The 19,755-nt window shown below is 62.8% G+C and carries 21 protein-coding genes; 12 read left to right on the forward strand and 9 right to left on the reverse strand.

Going from position 1 to position 19,755, the window contains the following annotated elements; all coding sequences use genetic code 11:
• Positions 1-6: 6 nt before the first annotated feature.
• From narH to ABM562_RS17540, 9 genes are all read left to right on the forward strand, one after another.
• Positions 7-1,545 carry a nitrate reductase subunit beta gene (gene narH / locus ABM562_RS17500; RefSeq protein WP_038995541.1) on the forward strand — a complete coding sequence of 513 codons (1,539 nt, stop codon included), beginning with the start codon at positions 7-9 and terminating at the stop codon, positions 1,543-1,545.
• A gap of 2 nt (positions 1,546-1,547) precedes the next feature.
• A complete protein-coding gene (gene narJ / locus ABM562_RS17505) occupies positions 1,548-2,303 on the forward strand; it encodes a nitrate reductase molybdenum cofactor assembly chaperone (RefSeq protein ID WP_134062372.1) in 756 nt (251 codons plus the stop codon).
• The gene (gene narI, locus ABM562_RS17510; RefSeq protein WP_115086380.1) at positions 2,296-2,976 is read left to right on the forward strand and encodes a respiratory nitrate reductase subunit gamma; all 681 of its coding nucleotides are present in this window, start codon (positions 2,296-2,298) and stop codon (positions 2,974-2,976) included. The genes narJ and narI overlap by 8 nt, the downstream gene beginning before the upstream one ends.
• Before the next feature lie 10 nt (positions 2,977-2,986).
• The gene (locus ABM562_RS17515; protein ID WP_115086381.1) at positions 2,987-3,904 is read left to right on the forward strand and encodes a peptidylprolyl isomerase; all 918 of its coding nucleotides are present in this window, start codon (positions 2,987-2,989) and stop codon (positions 3,902-3,904) included.
• 10 nt (positions 3,905-3,914) lie between these two features.
• On the forward strand, positions 3,915-4,907 hold the full coding sequence (gene moaA / locus ABM562_RS17520) for a GTP 3',8-cyclase MoaA (protein WP_460422781.1): 993 nt from the start codon (positions 3,915-3,917) through the stop codon (positions 4,905-4,907).
• Positions 4,908-5,087: 180 nt separating this feature from the next.
• A complete protein-coding gene (locus ABM562_RS17525) occupies positions 5,088-7,100 on the forward strand; it encodes a ribonucleoside triphosphate reductase (RefSeq protein ID WP_134062376.1) in 2,013 nt (670 codons plus the stop codon).
• A gap of 34 nt (positions 7,101-7,134) precedes the next feature.
• On the forward strand, positions 7,135-7,302 hold the full coding sequence (nrdD, locus tag ABM562_RS17530; RefSeq protein WP_115086384.1) for an anaerobic ribonucleoside-triphosphate reductase: 168 nt from the start codon (positions 7,135-7,137) through the stop codon (positions 7,300-7,302).
• Positions 7,299-7,994 (forward strand): anaerobic ribonucleoside-triphosphate reductase activating protein, encoded by a 696-nt coding sequence (locus ABM562_RS17535; RefSeq protein ID WP_346617955.1) that lies wholly within the window; start codon positions 7,299-7,301, stop codon positions 7,992-7,994. The genes nrdD and ABM562_RS17535 overlap by 4 nt, the downstream gene beginning before the upstream one ends.
• Positions 7,995-8,006: 12 nt before the next feature.
• Entirely contained in the window at positions 8,007-9,626 is a 1,620-nt protein-coding gene (locus ABM562_RS17540; protein ID WP_460422783.1) for a methyl-accepting chemotaxis protein, read from the forward strand.
• Here the strand turns inward: ABM562_RS17540 and ABM562_RS17545 are convergent.
• The 4 genes from ABM562_RS17545 to ABM562_RS17560 are packed head-to-tail and all read right to left on the reverse strand — an operon-like array spanning position 9,623 to position 12,716.
• Positions 9,623-11,002, reverse strand: coding sequence for a 4Fe-4S binding protein (locus ABM562_RS17545; RefSeq protein ID WP_460422785.1), 1,380 nt, complete (start codon positions 11,000-11,002; stop codon positions 9,623-9,625). The genes ABM562_RS17540 and ABM562_RS17545 overlap by 4 nt on opposite strands.
• Positions 10,990-11,844 (reverse strand): FTR1 family iron permease, encoded by an 855-nt coding sequence (locus ABM562_RS17550; RefSeq protein ID WP_115086388.1) that lies wholly within the window; start codon positions 11,842-11,844, stop codon positions 10,990-10,992. Before ABM562_RS17550 ends, ABM562_RS17545 begins: the two co-directional genes overlap by 13 nt.
• Before the next feature lie 20 nt (positions 11,845-11,864).
• Positions 11,865-12,185, reverse strand: coding sequence for a cupredoxin domain-containing protein (locus ABM562_RS17555; RefSeq protein WP_115086389.1), 321 nt, complete (start codon positions 12,183-12,185; stop codon positions 11,865-11,867).
• Positions 12,186-12,716 carry an iron transporter gene (locus tag ABM562_RS17560; protein ID WP_115086390.1) on the reverse strand — a complete coding sequence of 177 codons (531 nt, stop codon included), beginning with the start codon at positions 12,714-12,716 and terminating at the stop codon, positions 12,186-12,188.
• A 174-nt stretch (positions 12,717-12,890) separates the two neighbouring features.
• Here ABM562_RS17560 and ABM562_RS17565 point away from each other — a divergent pair, with 174 nt between their 5' ends.
• Positions 12,891-13,106 (forward strand): DUF3079 domain-containing protein, encoded by a 216-nt coding sequence (locus ABM562_RS17565; RefSeq protein WP_258579178.1) that lies wholly within the window; start codon positions 12,891-12,893, stop codon positions 13,104-13,106.
• Between the two features lie 16 nt (positions 13,107-13,122).
• Here ABM562_RS17565 and ABM562_RS17570 read toward each other — a convergent pair whose 3' ends face one another.
• The 3 genes from ABM562_RS17570 to ABM562_RS17580 form a co-directional block, all read right to left on the reverse strand.
• Positions 13,123-13,371 (reverse strand): hypothetical protein, encoded by a 249-nt coding sequence (locus ABM562_RS17570; RefSeq protein ID WP_115086392.1) that lies wholly within the window; start codon positions 13,369-13,371, stop codon positions 13,123-13,125.
• A gap of 105 nt (positions 13,372-13,476) precedes the next feature.
• Positions 13,477-14,520 (reverse strand): LLM class flavin-dependent oxidoreductase, encoded by a 1,044-nt coding sequence (locus ABM562_RS17575; protein WP_115086393.1) that lies wholly within the window; start codon positions 14,518-14,520, stop codon positions 13,477-13,479.
• A gap of 94 nt (positions 14,521-14,614) precedes the next feature.
• Positions 14,615-15,100: a flavin reductase family protein gene (locus ABM562_RS17580; RefSeq protein WP_115086394.1), complete on the reverse strand. Its 486-nt coding sequence runs from the start codon at positions 15,098-15,100 to the stop codon at positions 14,615-14,617.
• 325 nt (positions 15,101-15,425) lie between these two features.
• Here ABM562_RS17580 and ABM562_RS17585 point away from each other — a divergent pair, with 325 nt between their 5' ends.
• Entirely contained in the window at positions 15,426-16,838 is a 1,413-nt protein-coding gene (locus ABM562_RS17585; RefSeq protein WP_346617176.1) for a purine-cytosine permease family protein, read from the forward strand.
• 155 nt (positions 16,839-16,993) lie between these two features.
• On the opposite strand, the gene gloA is transcribed toward ABM562_RS17585, so the two are convergent.
• Positions 16,994-17,515: a lactoylglutathione lyase gene (gloA, locus tag ABM562_RS17590; protein WP_115086396.1), complete on the reverse strand. Its 522-nt coding sequence runs from the start codon at positions 17,513-17,515 to the stop codon at positions 16,994-16,996.
• 216 nt (positions 17,516-17,731) lie between these two features.
• On the reverse strand, positions 17,732-18,091 hold the full coding sequence (locus ABM562_RS17595; protein ID WP_115086397.1) for a histone-like nucleoid-structuring protein, MvaT/MvaU family: 360 nt from the start codon (positions 18,089-18,091) through the stop codon (positions 17,732-17,734).
• 365 nt (positions 18,092-18,456) lie between these two features.
• On the opposite strand from ABM562_RS17595, the gene ABM562_RS17600 reads away from it, so the two are divergent.
• Positions 18,457-19,746 (forward strand): OprD family porin, encoded by a 1,290-nt coding sequence (locus tag ABM562_RS17600; protein ID WP_460422789.1) that lies wholly within the window; start codon positions 18,457-18,459, stop codon positions 19,744-19,746.
• The last annotated feature ends 9 nt before the right edge of the window (positions 19,747-19,755 follow it).

A 19,755-nucleotide genomic window follows, 5' to 3' on the forward strand; every position in this document is an offset into this window, starting at 1 on the left:
GCTGTCATGAAGATCCGTTCACAAATTGGCATGGTCCTGAACCTGGACAAATGCATCGGTTGCCACACTTGTTCGATCACCTGCAAGAACGTCTGGACCAGCCGTGAAGGCATGGAGTACGCCTGGTTCAACAACGTTGAATCCAAGCCCGGGGTCGGCTACCCGAAAGAGTGGGAAAACCAGGACAAGTGGAAGGGCGGCTGGGTGCGCAACGCCAACGGCTCGATCAACCCGCGCATCGGCGGCAAGTTCCGGGTGCTGGCGAACATCTTCGCCAACCCCGACCTGCCGAGCCTGGATGACTATTACGAGCCGTTCGACTTCGACTACCAGCACCTGCACACCGCGCCCCTGGGCGAGCACCAGCCGACGGCGCGGCCGCGCTCGGTGGTGTCCGGCAAGCGCATGGAGAAGATCGAGTGGGGCCCGAACTGGGAAGAGATCCTCGGCACCGAGTTCGCCAAGCGGCGCAAGGACAAGAACTTCGACCAGATCCAGGCCGACATTTACGGTGAGTACGAAAACACCTTCATGATGTACCTGCCGCGCCTGTGCGAGCACTGCCTGAACCCGGCGTGCGCGGCGTCCTGCCCGAGCGGGGCGATCTACAAGCGCGAAGAGGACGGTATCGTCCTCATCGACCAGGAAAAATGCCGCGGCTGGCGCATGTGCATCAGTGGCTGCCCGTACAAGAAGATCTACTTCAACTGGAAGAGCGGCAAGTCCGAGAAGTGCATCTTCTGCTACCCGCGCATCGAGGCCGGCATGCCCACTGTGTGTGCCGAAACCTGCGTGGGCCGTATCCGCTACCTCGGTGTGCTGCTGTATGACGCCGACCGCATCGCGGAAGTGGCGAGCACCGCCAACGAGCACGACTTGTACGAGAAGCAGCTGGAGATCTTCCTCGACCCCAACGACCCGGCGGTGATCCGCCAGGCCCTGGAGGACGGCGTACCGCAGTCGGTGATCGACGCCGCGCAACGCTCGCCGGTGTACAAGATGGCCGTCGACTGGAAGCTGGCACTGCCGCTGCACCCGGAATACCGCACCTTGCCGATGGTCTGGTACGTGCCGCCGCTGTCGCCGATCCAGAACGCTGCGGCCGCTGGCACCGTGGGCATGAACGGGGTGATCCCGGATGTCGACAGCCTGCGCATTCCGCTGCGCTACCTGGCCAACCTGCTGACCGCCGGCGACGAAAAACCGGTGAAGCGCGCCCTCAAGCGCCTGCTGGCCATGCGCGCCTACAAGCGTGCCGAGCAGGTCGAAGGCGTCCAGGACCTCAAGGTGCTCAGCGACGTCGGCTTGAGCGTGAACCAGGTCGAGGAGATGTACCGCTACCTGGCCATCGCCAACTACGAAGACCGTTACGTGGTACCGAGTGCCCACCGCGAAGAGGCCATGAGCGACGCCTTCGCCGAGCGCTCCGGGTGTGGCTTCAGCTTCGGCAGCGGCTGCAGTGGCAGCTCCGACACCAACATGTTCGGGGCGAAGAAGGCCAACCGCCGCGACATCCTCAAAACCGTACAGCTGTGGGAGGAATGAGCATGCGCATCCTTAAAGTGATTTCGCTGCTGCTCGATTACCCGAGCGAAACCCTGGTTGCCGGCCGCGACGAGCTGGAGCAGGCGATCATCCAGGCGCGGGAAATCAGCCCGCGCCAGCGCGGCGCCCTGTTCGAGCTGCTGGAGCTGATCTGCAACAACGACCTGATGGATGGCCAGGAACACTACGGCGCGCTGTTCGGCCGTGGCCGTTCGTTGTCGCTGTTGCTGTTCGAGCATGTGCATGGCGAGTCCCGCGACCGCGGCCAGGCCATGGTCGACATGCTCGCCCAGTACGAAGACGCGGGCTTTGCCATCGGCGTCAAGGAGCTGCCGGACTACATCCCGCTGTACCTGGAATACCTCTCGACCCGCGAAGACCTCGAGGCCCGCGAGGGCCTCGCCGATGTCGCGCACCTGCTGGCGCTGCTTGCCGCACGCCTGGAGGAGCGCGAGAGCGCCTACGCCAGTTGCTTCCGTGCGCTGCTGCAGATTGCCGGTGCCGAGCCGCACCAGGCGGTGGCCGACCTGCGCGAACAGGTGGCCGCCGAGCAACGCGATGACTCCCTCGAAGCCCTGGACAAGATCTGGGAAGAGGAGGCGGTGGACTTTCTCAAGGCTGAGCAGCAGGAGCGCTGCAGCTCAATGCCAAGCGCGCCGGGCAAGGCCCGGGAAGAGAGCGCGGTACCGCTGCACTGGGTCGATTTTCAGCATCAGGGCCAGGCCAGCGCGCCGGCCGGGGAGGTGAGCAATGTCTAAGTGGAACCTGTTGTTGTTCGGGGTGTATCCCTATGTGGCGCTGGCGATTTGCTTGCTTGGCAGCTGGGCGCGATTCGACCTGTCGCAGTACAGCTGGAAGGCCGGCTCCAGCCAGATGCTCGACAAGCGCGGCATGCGCGTGGCGAGCAACTTCTTTCACATCGGCGTGCTGTTCGTCCTGGCCGGGCATTTTGTCGGCCTGCTGACCCCGGCGTCGGTCTATCACCACGTGATCAGCACCGAGCACAAGCAGCTGCTGGCAATGGTCTCCGGGGGCTTCTTCGGCCTGCTGTGCCTGATCGGCCTGATCATGCTGCTGCACCGGCGCCTGACCGAGCCGCGGGTACGCGCCACCTCCAGCACCTCGGACATCCTGATTTTGCTGGTATTGCTGGCGCAACTGGTGCTCGGCTTGCTGACCATCGTCGCCTCCACCGGCCATATGGACGGCTCGGTGATGGTGATGCTCGCCGACTGGGCGCAGAACACCGTGCTGCTGCGCCCGGTTGAAGCGGCGGCAGCGATTGCCCCGGTCAGCCTGGTGTACAAGCTGCACGTGCTGCTGGGCCTGACTCTGTTCGTGCTGTTCCCCTTCACCCGCCTGGTGCACATCGTCAGCGCGCCGGTGTGGTACCTGGGGCGGCGCTATCAAATCGTTCGGCAGAAAGCCTGAGGAGGTTGCCATGACTAGCGGATGTGGATGTGGTGGCGGTAACGGCGGTGGCGGTGGTTGCGCGTCTTCGACGGTCCTTGAAACCGCGCCAAGTGCCCTGGCGGTGGAGCTCGAGCCGCCGGCGCAACTGATCGCCAGCAGTGAACAGGAATGGCCGATCATCAGCGTCAACGGTGTATCCCTCAGCCCCGAGGCGTTGGCCCAGGAGCTGCAGTACCACCCGGCAGCGGATCGCGAAGAGGCGGTGTACATGGCCGCCCGCGCGTTGGTAATCCGCGAGCTGATGCAGCAGCGGATTGCCGAGCTGGGGCTGCAATTGCAGGTCGGCGCCGGCGAGAACCAGGAGGAGGCGGCCACCCGCTTGCTGCTGGAGCGCGAAGTGCAGGTACCGGTGTGTGACGAGGCCACCTGCCAACGCTACTACCACAGCAACCGCGCGCGCTTTCACAGCGCGCCGCTGCTGGCGGTGCGGCACATCCTGCTGGAGTGTGCGCCGGATGATGCCGAAGCGCGCAGCCTGGCGCTGGCACAGGCCGAGATCCTCCATGAGCGCCTGATGCAGTTTCCCGAGCAGTTCGCCGAGCTTGCGCAGAAGTATTCGGCCTGCCCGTCGAAGGCCCAGGGCGGTGAGCTGGGGCAGATCAGCAAGGGCCAGACCGTGCCGGAGCTGGAGCGCCAGCTGTTCACCCTGGCCCCGGGGCTGGCCGGCAAGCCGCTGGAAAGCCGCTACGGCTGGCACCTGGTCAGTGTCGACCTGCGTATCGAAGGCCAGGCTTTGCCTTATGAGGCGGTGGCCACGGCGATTCGCACCCAGTTGCAGCAGGGCGTGTGGCAAAAGGCCCTGGTGCAGTACCTGCAAACCCTGATCGGTGCCGCCGATATTCGCGGCATCCGCTTGCAGGGCGCCGATTCACCGCTGGTGCAATAAGGGGAAGGTGATGAGCACTGTGATGCAGGACGGCTTCGGGCGGCAGATCGATTACTTGCGCATGTCGGTGACCGATCGCTGTGATTTTCGCTGTGTGTACTGCATGGCCAAGCACATGACCTTCCTGCCACGCCAGCAGGTGCTGACCCTGGAGGAATTGCAACGCCTGGCCACGCTGTTCGTTGGCCAGGGCGTGCGCAAGATCCGCCTGACCGGCGGCGAACCGTTGATTCGTCCGGGCATCGTCGAACTGTGCCGTCACATTGCCGCCTTGCCGGGCCTGCGTGAACTGGTGATGACCAGCAATGGCTCGCAGTTGCAGCGCCTGGCCCGGCCGCTGGTAGACGCCGGGGTCAAGCGCATGAACATCAGCCTCGACAGCCTGGACGGCGAACGCTTCCGGGCGATTACCCGCAATGGCGATCTCGATCAGGTCCTGCGCGGCATCGAGGCGGCGGGTGATGCCGGCTTCGAGGGCGTCAAGCTCAACTGCGTGGTGATGAAAGGGCGCAACTTCGATGAAGTATTGCCTCTGGTGCAGTACGCCATCGACCAGCGCATCGACATCACCTTCATCGAAGAGATGCCCTTGGGCGAAGTCGGCCGTTCGCGCGGCGAGTCGTTCTGCGCCAGCGACGAGGTGCGGGCGCTGATTGCCAGCCGGCATGCCCTGCTCGACAGCGCCGAAAACAGCGGTGGGCCGGCGCGCTACATGCGTCTGGCCCGGCATCCCGATACGCGTATCGGCTTTATCTCGCCCAACAGTCACAACTTCTGCGCCAGCTGCAACCGGGTACGGATGACCGTGGAAGGGCGCTTGTTGCTGTGCCTGGGGCAGGAGGATTCGCTGGATTTGCGTGGCTTGTTGAGGCGCTATCCGCTCGATGACCAGCCGATCATCAACGCGTTGCAACAGGCGTTGCGGCGCAAGCCGTTGCGCCATGATTTCAGTGCGCAGGGGGAGGTGCAGATCTTGCGGTTCATGAACATGAGCGGCGGGTGAGGGTGGCGGTTCTGGCCTCATCGCTGGCTTGCCAGCGATGGCTGCGCAGCAGCCCGGGTTGATTGCACAACCTGGCAACCTTGATATCGATCAATTTCTTCCACCCGCTTTACCCGTAGCCTTCACTGCATATTGTGTTTCTAGATCAATAAACATCTATATGTAGTGTCCGGAGGGCAAATGCACAGCACGCTGATCAGGGTAGGGCATAACCGGTTGCACAAGCGCGACGGCAGCCTGGTGGCCTTCGACGCGGACAAGATCCGCCAGGCGTTGATCGCCGCCGGCAAGGCCACTGGCGAGTATGCCGAAGCTGAGGCAGACGGTTTGCTTGAAGCAGTCCTTGCCCACCTTGAGGGCTACTCCAAGCTGCACGTCGAGCAGATCCAGGACCGGGTCGAGCGGGTGCTGATGGACGCCGGCCACTTCCTTTCGCTACGCGCCTATATCGTCTACCGCGAACAGCATGGGCGCTTGCGCCGTGACCGCAAGACCCTGGTCGAAGTCGCGACCTCGATGAACGAATACCTCAACCGCGAAGACTGGCGGGTGCAGGCCAACGCCAACCAGGGTTATTCCCTCGGCGGGCTGGTGCTCAACGTCTCCGGCAAGGTCACTGCCAACTATTGGCTCGACGAGGTCTACAGCGAAGCCATCGGCCGCGCCCACCGCGAGGCCGACCTGCACATCCATGACCTCGACATGCTCGCCGGCTACTGCGCCGGCTGGTCGCTGCGCAGCTTGCTGCACGAGGGCCTCAATGGCGTGCCCGGGCGGGTCGAGGCCGGGCCGCCCAAGCACTTGAGCAGCGCCCTGGGGCAGATGGTCAACTTTCTCGGCACCCTGCAGAACGAATGGGCCGGGGCCCAGGCGTTCAGTTCGTTCGACACTTACCTCGCGCCTTACGTGCGCAAGGACCAGCTGAGCTTTGAAGAGGTGCGCCAGGCCATCCAGGAGTTCATCTACAACCTCAACGTGCCGTCGCGCTGGGGCACGCAAACGCCCTTTACCAACCTGACCTTTGACTGGGTCTGCCCGCAGGACCTGCGCGAACAGATCCCGGTGATCGGCGGCGAGGAGATGCCCTTTGCCTATGGCGAGCTGCAGGCCGAAATGGACCTGCTCAACCGGGCCTACATCGAGGTGATGCAGGCCGGCGACGCCAAGGGCCGGGTGTTCACCTTCCCGATCCCGACCTACAACATCACCCATGATTTTCCCTGGGACAGCGACAACGCCGAGCGCCTGTTCGAAATGACCGCCCGCTACGGCCTGCCGTACTTCCAGAACTTCCTCAACTCGGACATGCAGCCCAACCAGGTGCGCTCGATGTGCTGTCGCCTGCAACTGGATGTGCGCGAGCTGCTCAAGCGCGGAGGCGGCCTGTTCGGCTCGGCCGAGCAGACCGGCTCGCTGGGCGTGGTAACGATCAACTGCGCGCGTCTGGGCTACCTGTTCAAAGGTGATGTCAGCGGCCTGCTGCAGCGCCTGGATGCCCTGATGGAACTGGCCATGGAGAGCCTGGAGGTCAAGCGCAAGGTGATCCAGCATCACATGGATGCCGGTTTGTACCCGTACACCAAACGCTACCTGGGTACCTTGCGCAATCACTTCTCGACCATTGGCGTCAACGGCCTGCACGAGATGCTGCGCAACTTCAGCGACGACCAGATGGGCCTGCACAGCGCCCAGGGCCGGCGCTTCGCCCTCAACCTGCTGGACCACGTGCGTGCCACCCTGGTGCGCTTCCAGGAAGAAACCGGCCACCTGTACAACCTCGAAGCGACCCCGGCCGAAGGCACCACCTACCGCTTCGCCAAGGAAGACCTCAAGCGCTTCCCCGACATCCTCCAGGCCGGGTGCAGCCAGGCTCCGTACTACACCAACTCATCGCAGCTGCCGGTGGGCTACACCGACGATCCGTTCGAGGCTCTGGAGCTGCAGGACGAGCTGCAATGCAAGTACACCGGCGGCACCGTGCTGCACCTGTACATGGCCGAGCGGATCTCCTCGGCCCAGGCCTGCAAGCAACTGGTGCGCAGGGCCCTGGAGCGCTTCCGCCTGCCGTACCTGACGATCACCCCGACGTTTTCCATCTGCCCGGTACACGGCTACCTGGATGGCGAACATGAGTTCTGCCCCAAGTGCGACGAGGCGCTGTTGCTGGCTCAGCAGCAGGGCAGCGTGCATTGACCCCGCTTTACCCCCAACTGCAAGGAGCTTCAACATGACTGCACAGCAATCCCTGCCCGTGGCGCAACGCCAACGGTGCGAAGTCTGGACCCGGGTCATGGGCTATCACCGCCCGGTGTCGGCGTTCAACCCCGGCAAACAGTCCGAGCACCAGGAACGGCTGCATTTCAATGAGGGCGCGGCAACGGCCGGGCACCGATGAATCGAGTGCTGCGGGTCGGGGGCATGGTGCCCCTGACCACCCTCGATTACCCCGGCAGGCTGGCCTGTGTGCTGTTCTGCCAGGGCTGCGCCTGGCGTTGCCGTTATTGCCACAACCCGCAACTGATCCCGCCCCGGGGTAGTGATGAACTGCCCTGGGCGCAGGTGCTGGAGTTTTTGCAGCGGCGTCGGGGCCTGCTCGACGCCGTGGTGTTCAGCGGCGGCGAACCGACCTTGCAGGACAGCCTGGCAGAGGCCATGGCCCAGGTGCGGGCCATGGGCTTTGCCATCGGCCTGCACAGTGCCGGGATCAAGCCCGAGGTCTTTGCCCGGGTATTGCCCGGCACCGATTGGGTGGGCTTTGACGTCAAGGCGCTGGCCGAGGACGGCCAGGCGGTCACCGGCGTGCGCGGCAGCGGCCAGGCCAACTGGCGCAGCCTCGACTACCTGCTGGCCAGCGGCGTCGACTATGAATGCCGCACCACGGTGCACTGGCACCTGATCGATCCCCTCCGACTCATCACCCTGGCCCGGCGCTTGAACGCGCTCGGGGTCAAACGCTTCGTCGTGCAGTTGGTGCGCACGGCACGCATGCTCGATGCGCAATTGCCCAGTGCTTCGGCACAAAGCTTGCTGCCCGAGCTGTGGGGCACCCTCCACGCGCTGTTTCCCGTGTTTGAAGTACGCGACTAGTAAGGCTTTGAAATGACCAGATTGACCACAGCACAACGTATCCTCATCGGCTTTGCCATCGCGCCCCTGGCGCTCCTTGGCCTGGCTTTCTATGCACTGCACGATCTGGCCACGCTCAAGGAGCAGGCGGTGGTGATCGTCAAACAGGACTGGCCGAAGATCGAGCCGATCATGGTCATTGCCACCGGCGTGCGCGACAACGCGCGCAACACCCGCGACCTGCTGATCGACAAGGACAACCTGCAGGTGCAGCAGGCCATCGACACCACCAAGCAGCGCATCAGCCAGGCCCTGGCGACGCTCGAGCCGTTGTTCTACCTGCCCGAAGGCAAGGCCGCCTATGCCGCGCTGAAAGCCAGCCGCGAAGCGTATGTCGCTGCCTTCACCCAGGTGCAGACCCTGATTCGCCAGGGCGATGGGCAAGCGGCGATGGCCCAGCTCAAGCAGCAGGTGGTGCCCGCCGAGCGCGAGGTCTACAAGAACCTGGAAACCCTGATGGCCCTGCAGGGGCAGATTTTCGTCGAGCGCGAACAAGCTGCGCAGGCGCTCTACAACGATGCCCGGCTGAACATGCTCGGGCTGTTCGCGTTGTGCCTGGTGGCGGTGCTCGCCGCCGCGCTGGTGGTGACCCGCAGTGTGACCCGGCCGCTGGGTGGCGAGCCGGATACCGCCGCACGGGTGCTGAGCCAGATCGCCCAGGGCGACCTGACCATCGAGGTACCGACCCACGCCAGCGCCGACGGCAGCGTGATGCTCAACATGCATGAAATGCAGCAGAGCCTCAATGGCATGGTCAAGCACATCGCCGCCTCGGTGGAGCGCGTTGCCAGCTCCTCCGAGGAGCTCAGTGCGGTCAGTAGCCAGACCAGCAGCAGCCTGCAGTTGCAGGGCCTGGAAATCGAGCAGGCAGCGGCAGCGGTCAACGAGATGACTGCTGCGGTGGACGAGGTGGCGCGCAACGCGGTGAGCACCAGCGAAGCCTCGAAGGTCTCCGAGCAAACCGCCCAGCGTGGTCGTGAACAGGTGCGCGAGACGGTAGCCTCGATCACCGCCCTGGCCGATGACGTCAACGATACCTCCGGGCGCATCCAGCAACTGGCCGGGCGCGTGCAGGACATCAGCACCGTGCTGGATGTGATCCGCAGCATTGCCGAACAGACCAACCTGCTGGCGCTCAACGCTGCGATCGAAGCGGCCCGGGCCGGTGATGCCGGGCGCGGCTTTGCCGTGGTTGCCGATGAGGTGCGGGCCTTGGCCCATCGCACCCAGGTCTCGACCCAGGAGATCGAGCAGATGATCGGCAATATCCGCCAGGACACCGGCCAGGCGGTGACCGCCATGCTCAGCAGCAGCGAGCGGGTACACACCACCCTGGAGGTGGCGCAGCGTGCCGGTGAAGCGCTGGAGGCGATCACCCAGTCGATCTCGCAGATCAACGAGCGCAACATGATGATCGCCAGCGCCACCGAAGAGCAGGCCCTGGTGGCCCGCGAAGTGGACCGCAACCTGGTGGGCATCCGCAACCTGTCCGATCAGGTGCTGCTCGGTGCGCAACACACCGACACCGCCGGCCAGGACCTGGCGCAGATGGCCGGCAGCCTGAGCCAGACCGTGGCGCGCTTCAAGGTCTAGCTCCAGCCCCAGAACTGCAACCACCCGCCATAGCCCACTGCGGCGACGGCCAGCAACAGGCAAGCGCTGGCGCCGCAACGGCGCCAGCCACGGATATGTTGCGCTGCCAGCAGCTTGCTCGCCAACAGCAGGCTCCAGCCCAAGGCCGCGATCAACAACGTGGCCCTGGCCGGCTGTACCCAGTCCAGCAGCAAGCCCTCAAAGCGCAGCAACTTCACCGTGGTGGCCGACAAGCCAAGGAACAGCCCTGCACCACCCAGGGGCGTCAGGCACAGGCTCAGGGGCCAATACAGGGCAGGATTGCCCGCCAGCCGCGCGGCCAGGCGCAGCAGGATCAGCAGCCCGCCGCCGAGCAGCAGGGCACTGCCACACAGGTACGTGACGATACTGAAGCCGTCGAGCCAGCTGAAACTGTCGTTGAGTTGCGGGTAATGGGTCAGCAGCCACCAGGGCGCGTTGTCCTGTAGCGGCCAGAGCAGCTCATGCTCCACCAGCCAGTTGGCCAGCCATTGCTTGAGGGCGATGAACCAGGGGCTGACTGTCCATTGGAAGGCGCCCATGGCCAGGCCGATCACCCCGAACAGCAGCAAGCGGGTGTCCCAGGGCGAGGGGGTGTGGGTGGCCGATTCAAGGATCTCCTGGTTGCTGGAGCGGGCGATCAGTTGCACCGCGCCGCGTTGCCCGCTGCAGCGGCCACAGGCATGGCAATCACGGGCGCCGCGCATCCGCCGGATGTCCAGCAGCGGGGCGCAGTTGGGCGGTGGCAGGCGTGGCCCGGCGTTGGCTTGCCAGCGCTGTTCATCGACCTGAAAGTGCACCGGCGCCAGCCGGGCGAGCAGGGCGAAGACCCCGCTGACCGGGCACAGGTAGCGGCACCAGATGCGCTTGCCACGCACGAACAGCACACCGACCAGCACCGCCGCCAGGGTCGAGCCGCCGAGAATCAGCAGCGCCGCCTGGGCGTAGTCATAGACGCTGATCAATTGGCCGTAGAGGGTGGTCAGGCAGAACGCCAGGGTCGGCCAGCCACCCCAGCGCAGCCAGCGTGGCACGCCCATGCCCCGGCCATACTGGCTGGCCCACTCGCTCAGCGCGCCTTCGGGGCAGAGCACGCCGCACCAGAGCCTGCCGAACAGCACGATCGACAGCAGCACGAATGGCCACCAGATACCCCAGAACAGGAACTGGGCGAGCAGGGTCAGGTTATCCAGCATGCGTGCCTGGCTGTTCGGTAAAGGTAGAAATGCCGGCAGCACTAGCAGCAGGGCGTAGAACAGCACAACCGCCCATTGAAGTACCCTGATCACCCCGGCGTTGCGCCGCATGCCGTCGCCCAGGCGTTGTAGCCAGCGATTGTGCAAGCTCAGGCTGGACATGCTTGGGCGCCTGTCCTGCGCTGCAGCAACCAGCAGCCGACACTCAGCCAGTAGCCGCAGAGCACCAGCAGGGTGAGCGCGCTGGGGCTCGCCCGGTAGCCGGCGAAACCTGCGAGAAAACTGCCCGGGCCGTGACTGTCGCTGAGCCAGGCGCTGCTGTCCCAAAGGGCGTCGCCGACCAGGCTGTAAGCCATCTCCGGCAGGTCCCAAGCCAGCAACTGGCCGCCGATGCGTTCGCTCGCACTGACCAGCAGCCCGGCAGCCAGCAGCAGCAACAGCGCTTCGCTGATGGCAAAGAAACGCCGCCAGGAAACAAATCGCCGGCTGCTGTGCAGCAGGGCGATGGACAAGCCCGACAACACCAGCCCGGCAACCCCGCCGATGGCAAACAGGCCCAGTTGCGTGCCGTGCAGGCGTGCGCCGGCCCCATACAGAAAGACCACGGTTTCGCTGCCTTCCCGGCTGACTGCCAGCATCGCCAGAAGCAACAGGCCGATGCCGCCCTGGCGCGCCAGTTGCCGATCAGCATGGCGGCGCAAGTCATCCTTGAGTGAGCGGGCGTGGCGATGCATCCAGCCGACCATCTGCACCATCAGCAGACTGGCGACCAGCGCCATGCCGGCCTGGAACCATTCGTTGCCGGCGCCACTCATGGCCTCGCCGGCAAACAGGATCAGCAGCGCCAGCAGCGCCGACAGCAGCAGGCCCAGGGCCACGCCAGCCCACAGAAACCCCAGCAGGCGCTGAGCGCGTTGTTGCTGGTCGGCCCAGGCCTGGAGAATGCCGATCACCAGCAGCGCCTCGACGCTTTCGCGCCAGACGATGAACAAGGCTTGATTCATGGAAACTCCCTGCAGCAGCGTTATTTGGCGAGGATGCCGCCCTCGGGCAACTGCGGATTGAATTCGTCGAAGAACGGATAGTGGCCGGGGCGCAATGGGTGAATGACGACAAAGCTGGTCACCCCGGGCGACAGCACTTTCTCCACCCGCAGCGGCGTGCTTTCGAATTCCGCCGGGCCCTCGCCGAGGTTTTTCAGGACGATCTTGAAACGCTGACCGGCCGGCACCTCGAGCAGCGCAGGGGTGAAGTGGCCGTCGCGCAGGATCAGCTCGAAACTCGGCAGCGGCGCGGCGCTCAGCGGCAAGGCCGCACAAGCGAGCAACAGGGCCATGGCCTTCATTCAATAACCGCCTTTCTTGCCGATCCCGGCATAAACGAATTCGTAGTGCAGTTCGCAGCGCTCGAACCAGGGTTCGACGCCGGTTTCCTTGTCGGTATGGCGTCCGAGCGAGCCGTGGCCGGCCGGCGGCAGCAGGGTGAAGGTCAACTGGTATTTGCCTGGCCCCTGCAGCTTGACGTTATCGCCATAGTGCGGCCCGTCGTTGGCGACCATGGCGTGGAAGTTACCGCTGATGGGTGTGTCGCTGCCCTGTTTCTGCAGGCTGAAGGCGACATTCAGGTAGGGCACGAAACTGCCTTCCTGAAAGCCCTGGCGGTTGTTTTCAGTGGCGCGCACGTCGGCTTCCAGGTGGATATCGGAGTCGACGGTCGCGCGCATCATCCCGGCCGGGGCCATTTCGATCGGCTGCAGGTACACCGCGCCGACTTCCAGGCCCGGGCACAGTTGCGGCTCGCCGATGGGGTATTCCTTGGCGAACGCCTGCGGGGTGATCAGGAGCAAGGCGAGTGACAACGAGAGGGGCGTACGCATGATGGCTTCCGGGGCTGGGCAGTGGGAGCCCGAGTCTAGGAAGCCTTTGCGCGAATAATAATGATTATTATCAATTTTACCGGCGATCCGGCCGCACCCTTGATCTGCATCAAGGGCAGGACTTTAGCTGCGCAGTAGCGTGGAAGCTCGCCCATTGCCCGTCCGAGGCATCTCATGGCCAAGCCTTTTCCCATCAGCCCCAAGCACCCCGAGCGCATCTGCTGGGGTTGTGACCGCTACTGCGCGGCCAACGCCCTGGCCTGCGGTAACGGCGCCGACCGCACCATGCACCCGGCGGAAGTGTTCGGTGAGGACTGGAACGAGCAAAGTGATTACGGGCTGGCGTTGCCGGAGCAGCAGGGCCCCGCTCAGGATCAGGGGGCCACATAGGTGCACGGTTGTTCAGTCAAAACAGCTGTTGACGCTTATCCAGTTGCTGGTCGACCAGCCATTTGCCGTGCGCCAGTGATGCATGCTGGGCGTTATCAAGGTCGGCCAGGTAGGCCATCTTCACCGGCAGCGACAAGCGCCGGCTGGTGTGGCCCTCGGGATCGGTAATCAGGCATCCGGCGTTGAAGGGCGTGGGAATGCCCGGGTGGGTTTCGACGCTTGCGGTGATGGTGTGGTTGCGATGCACGCATTGAAGGGTTTTCATCATCCTTACCTCGCTGCTGTGGTATCGAAAGCGCATCAGTCAGGTTGCTTTTTCGGGTATACCACAGCGTCGGCCCGGTTGGATCCGGGCCGACGAACGTGACGGTCAGCGGAACGCCGGCACCACTTCGTTGATAAACAGCGCCAGCGACTTTTTCTTCTCGGCGTGGGACAGGCTGTTGTCGCACCAGAAGCTGAACTCGTCGACCCCCAGTTGCTGGTAGTAACGAATGCGCGCGATGATTTCTGCCGGGGTGCCGATCATGGTGTTCTTGCGGATGTTGTCCAGTTCGAACTCCGGGCGTTCCTTGAATTTCTCTTCCGGGCTGGGGGCCAAAAAGCCGTTCTCCGGCACCTGCTTGTTGCCGAACCAGGCATCGAAGGTCCGGTAGAAGCGCGAGATGGCCTGGGCGCCGACTTTCCAGCCGTCGGCGTCATCCGCGGCATGCACGTGGGTGTGGCGTAGCACCATCAGTTGCGGACGCGGTACCTCGGGGTTGTTGGCCAGGGCCGCATCGAACTTGTTTTTAAGGTCGAGGACTTCTTCATCGCCTTTCATCAGCGGCGTGACCATCACGTTGCAGCCGTTCTTGACCGCGAAGTTGTGCGAGTCCGGGTCGCGCGCGGCGATCCACATCGGCGGCATGGGCTTGTGCAGCGGCTTGGGCACGCAGGTCGAGGTGGGGAACTTCCAGATCTCGCCGTCGTGGGCGTAGTCGCCTTGCCACAAGGCACGGATCACCGGGACCATCTCACGCAGGGCCTGACCGCCCTCGGAGGCGGGCATGCCCCCAGCCATGCGGTCGAACTCGAACTGGTAGGCGCCGCGGGCCAGGCCGACTTCCATGCGGCCGTTGCTGATCACATCGAGCAGGGCGCATTCACCGGCCACCCGTAGCGGGTGCCAGAACGGCGCAATGATGGTCCCGGCACCGAGGTGGATGGTCGTGGTGCGCGCCGCGAGGTAGGCCAGCAGCGGCATCGGGCTGGGCGAGATGGTGTATTCCATGGCGTGGTGTTCGCCGATCCACACGGTGCTGAAACCGCCGTCTTCGGCCATCAGGGTCAGTTCGGTGAGGTCTTCGAACAGCTGGCGGTGGCTGACCTGTTCATCCCAACGTTCCATGTGTACGAACAACGAAAATTTCATGACGCATTCCTCGGATCTTGTTGTAGGTCGCCTGTCGAGTCAGGCGGCATGACTCTCGACCTGCGCCTGGCGCCTGTCGTAAGAATAGCGGGGCTCAGGCCAAGGCTGGCAGTTCGGCCATCTTGCCGCGGCAGTACACCAGCGGGCTGGGGGCCTGCTCGGGGACGATGAGGTTTTTCACTGCGCCGACCATGATCGCGTGGTCGCCGCCTTCATATTCGCGCCACAGCTCGCATTCGATGATTGCCGTGGCGTTGGCCAGCAACGGATTGCCCAGTGCGCTCAGGGTCCAGTCGATGCCCTGGGCCTTGTCCTTGCCCTTGCGCGCAAAGGCATAGGCTTCGGCCTGTTGTGCGCCGGACAGCAAGTGGATGGCGAAGCGCTTGTTGCGGATCAGCACCGGGTAGGAATCGGAGCTGTAGTTGGGGCAGAACAGTACCAGCGGCGGGTCCATGGACAGCGAACTGAACGCGCTGGCGGTCAGGCCGACGACCTGGCCGTCGTCGTCCAGGGTGGTAATCACCGTAACGCCGGACGGGAAGGAGCCCAGGACGTTCTTGTAGACGGTTGCGTCGATCATGGCGTGGTCCTCGGAAGCAGCGGTGGTCCGCGTTTTTGTTTGATGTGTCTGATGGTATACCGTAATACCTAATTTGCAAGTGGAATTTTCAGTCGGGACGAACGGCCCAGCATTGCCTTAAGCGCCCGCAAATACGGGGGTTTGAGCGAATATGGAAGGAAGAGGGCGAGCAAAAAATCAGATCAGTTGCAGGCAAAACGGCCGGATCAGTCTTGTGAAAAAGATGGAATACCATAATATGGTGCGCAGCTAAGTTGCTCGTTTCGAGCGCTCCGCAAGCGGTTTCCTACAAAGATAAAAACAGAACCTTTCGAGCTTATTGCCCATGTCCCAGCCGTCTTCGCAACAGCAGTTGATCGAAAACCATACGGTCGATTACGTACCGCCCGCCGAGCGCCATGGTCAGGCGCGCGATCTGTTCACCTTGTGGTTCAGCACCAACATTGCGCCGCTGCCGATTGTCACCGGGGCCATGGTGGTTCAGGTGTTCCATCTCAATTTGTTCTGGGGAATGCTGGCCATTGTCCTAGGCCATATGCTCGGAGGTATTGTCATTGCCCTGGCCTCGGCCCAAGGGCCGCAGATGGGCATTCCGCAGATGGTCCAGAGCCGTGGTCAGTTCGGCCGTTATGGCGCGCTGCTGATCGTGTTCTTTGCCGCCATCATCTATGTCGGCTTCTTTATTTCCAACATCGTCCTGGCCGGCAAGTCGATCCACGGCATTGCGCCGAGCGTGCCGATGCCGGCGGCGATCATCATCGGCGCCCTCAGCGCCACCGCCATTGGCGTGATCGGCTACCGATTCATCCATAGCCTCAACCGCATCGGTACCTGGGTGATGGGTACGGCGTTGCTGGCGGGCTTTGCAATGATCTTCGCCCAGGAGTTGCCGGCCGATTTCTTCAGCCGTGGCGGCTTCAACCTGTCGGGCTGGGTTGCGACCTTGTCGCTGGGGGTGATCTGGCAGATCAGCTTTTCACCCTACGTGTCCGACTATTCACGCTACCTGCCGCGTGAAGTGGGTATTGCGCGGCCGTTCTGGGCAACCTATTTCGGCGCTACCTTGGGCACTATTCTGTCGTTCAGCTTTGGCGTCGTTGCCGTACTGGCGGTGCCGGAGGGGACCGAGGCGATGGCGGCGGTGGAGCAGGCCACCGGCTGGTTGGGGCCGATCCTGATGGTGCTGTTCCTGCTCAACATCATCAGCCACAACGCCCTTAACCTGTATGGCGCGGTGTTATCGATCGTCACCTCGATCCAGACCTTTGCCAGCCGCTGGACCCCGAGCATCAAGGTGCGTGTGGTGCTGGCCAGTGTGATTCTGTTGGGCTGCTGCCTGGTGGCGTTGAGCGCCTCGGCGGACTTCATTGGTCATTTCATCGGCCTGATCCTGGCGCTGTTGCTGGTACTGGTGCCCTGGGCGTCGATCAACCTGATCGACTTCTACCTGATCAAGCGCGGTAGCTACGACATTGCCTCGATCTTTCGTGCCGATGGCGGCGTCTACGGGCGCTTCAATGCCCATGCGATCGTCGCTTATGCCTGTGGGATCCTGGTGCAACTGCCGTTTGCCAATACGTCGCTGTATGTCGGGCCGTATGCCAATCTGGTGGAGGGTGCGGACTTGTCGTGGCTGGTGGGGCTGTTGGTGACGTGCCCGTTGTATTACTGCCTGGCGACGCGGGGGCGGGGTCAGTTGGTACAGATCCAATGCAGGAGCGGGCTAGACCCGCGATGAGGCCGGTACAGCCAGCACATCAAGTGTTGTCTGGATTGCGACCTCTGCGCGCTCGATCGCCGGCAAGGCCAGCTCCCACAAGTCCGGCGTACACAGATCCATTGTGGGAGCTGGCTTGCCAGCGATGAGGCCAGTACAGTATCGAAAGGCCTTGATCAGAACGCGGTCGGCTGAATGATCTCGACCCAGTAATCATCCGGGTCCTTGATGAACGCCAGGTGCTTCATGCGGCCGTCGCTCAGGCGTTTCTGGAAGGTGACGCCCAGTTGCTCGAAACGCTCGCAGGCTGCACGGATATCCGGCACCGAGATGCAGATATGGCCGAAACCACGCGGGTCGGTGTTGCCGTTGTGGTAGGCAAAGTCGGCGTCGTTCTCGGTACCGTGGTTGTGGGTCAGTTCGAGGATGCCAGGGATCGACTTCATCCACTCGGTGCGCTTGGCGGCGTCAGCCGGGATTTGCGCCTTGTCGACCAGGGCGAGGAAGTACAGGCTGAACTCGGCTTCCGGGAAGTCGCGTTTTTCTACCAGGCTGAAGCCCAGCACACGGGTGTAGAAGTCCAGGGACTTGGCAACGTCCTTGACCCGCAGCATGGTGTGGTTGAAAACGAAGTTGTGGGTCGCGGCATCCGGTTGCGCGGTGACACCAGGGAGGGTGTCGAGATGGTTCAGGCTCATGGGCTCTCCGCATTTGAGGCTGGCAACAGTGCTGCCAGCAAAACAGTCAGGGCGTCATGATACGGAACTGAAGCGATTGCGCAAACGATTTGCGCCCCGCCTTTACAGGGCGGGGCGCAAGAATTAGAAGCCCGCCGAAGCGGGCGTATGGGGCGCTAGTCCGTTAGCAGCCTTCATCCTGAGCCAGTCGATGTGAAAAAAGTGTGAAGGTGTTTTTCACTTACGCAACCAGCTGTCGACTGTCTTGGCGCCGTACTGTTCCTTCCAGGCTTTCAGGCCCCGGTGGTTGCCGCCCTTGGTCTCGATCAGCTCGCCGGTGTGCGGGTTTTCATAGACCTTTACGACCCGCGCGCGGCGCTGTTTCGGCGCGCTGACCGGGCCTTTGTGGGACGCTTTTGGATCGAGGATGGCGATAATATCGCGCAGGCCCTTGTCGTAGTGTTTCATCAGGTCGACAAGTTTCTTTTCGAACTCGATTTCGCGCTTCAGGCCGGCATCCTTTTTAAGCGCCTCCAATTGCGCCATTTGTTCCTGAAGGGCCTTTTCGGCAGCGCGGAACTCTGCAAGTCTGGACACTGTCATCACTCCTTTAAGTCTGCAGTGGCCCGGCATGCGTGAAGATCAGCAACATTCTGTATAACGCAGCCGCCACCGGGTTGGGTACAACATCGCACTAATAAAGAGTGTAGTAGTCTGTACGAGGCGGGTAAACATTAAACTTTTATATTACCGCTTATGGAACTTTCTTAATTAACCCCACACCGTGGCCAAAGAACTAGTCGACACTGTGCCTGGCGCCTTAGACCATGGTCCAATGGGCCGGTCTAGAGCGGTTGCGAGATGATAGGCGGTCACCGTCGACTGCCATCGGCGCTGGGAGCATTGTCGGCGCCGGGACCGGCGCCGGTTGTTTTTTGCCTTTCTTTCGGATTTCGCTTCTCATGTTTGCCCCATACCCTCTCGCGCCCGGGCGCAGCCTTATCGGCCTGCTCGCGATGTTTGCTGCTGTATCGACTCAAGCCGCTGGTTTTCTTGAAGACAGCAGCGCCAAAGTCGAAGCACGCAACGTCTACTTCAACCGTGACTTCCGTGATGGTCATACCAGTTCCAGTCAGGGAGCCTCGAAACGCGAAGAGTGGGCCCAGGGCTTTATTCTCAATGTGCAGTCCGGCTACACCGAAGGCACTGTAGGATTTGGTGTTGATGCACTGGGCATGCTCGGCTTCAAACTCGACTCCAGCCCGGCCGACAGCAACAGTGGTCTGTTGCCGTCCAGCGGACATGACCCGCGCGGTTCGGTAGACCAGTACGCGAAGATGGGCGTGGCCGGCAAGATGCGTTATTCGCAGACGGTGCTCAAGGTCGGCTCGATGATGCCGGACATGCCGCTGCTCAAGTACAACGACGGGCGTTTGTTGCCGACGATGTTTCAGGGCACGCTGCTGACCTCCGAAGAAATCAAGGGCCTGAAGTTCACCGTTGCCCGCCTGGACAAGTACACCGCGCGGGATTCAACCGACCGTCAGGACATCCGCGTTCATTGCAAGAACAAACGCTACGCCTGCAATACCACTGCCGACCATTTCGACATGGCCGGGGTCGACTACAAGTTCAATGACCGCCTGAGTGCGCAGTACCAGGTGGCCAAACTTGAGAACATCTACCGCCAGCACTTCCTGGGCCTGATGGCCAGCCAGCCGTTGAGCGTCGGCAGCCTGTCGGCCGACCTGCGCCTGATCAAGAGCGACGACATCGGCCGTGCGCGCGCCGGCGATATCGATCACCGCGCCTTGAGCGGCATGCTCGGTTATAGCCTGGGTGGGCACAAGGTCAGCGCCGGCTGGCAGCGCATGTATGGCGAGAACGCCATGCCGTACCTGGATGGCAGCAACCCGTACCTGGTCAACTACGCCCAGGTCAACGACTTCGCTGCAGCCCAGGAGCGCTCCTGGCAACTGCGCTACGACTACGACTTCAAGGCCATGGGTGTACCGGGCTTGAGTTTCTTTACCCGCTACATCAACGGTGACCATATCAAGGTCCCGGGCAGCCTGGCCGAGGGCAAGGAGTGGGAACGCGACAGCGAGCTCAAGTACCAGATCCAGGGCGGCACCTTCAAGGATGTCAGCGTGCGCTTGCGTAACTCCACCTACCGCAGCAACTACGAGAAGTATGCCCGCGACATGGACGAAACCCGGGTGATCGTCAGCTACAACTTCTCGATCTTCTAAACAACAGTA

It is taken from the genome of Pseudomonas sp. ZL2 (genome assembly GCF_054788455.1).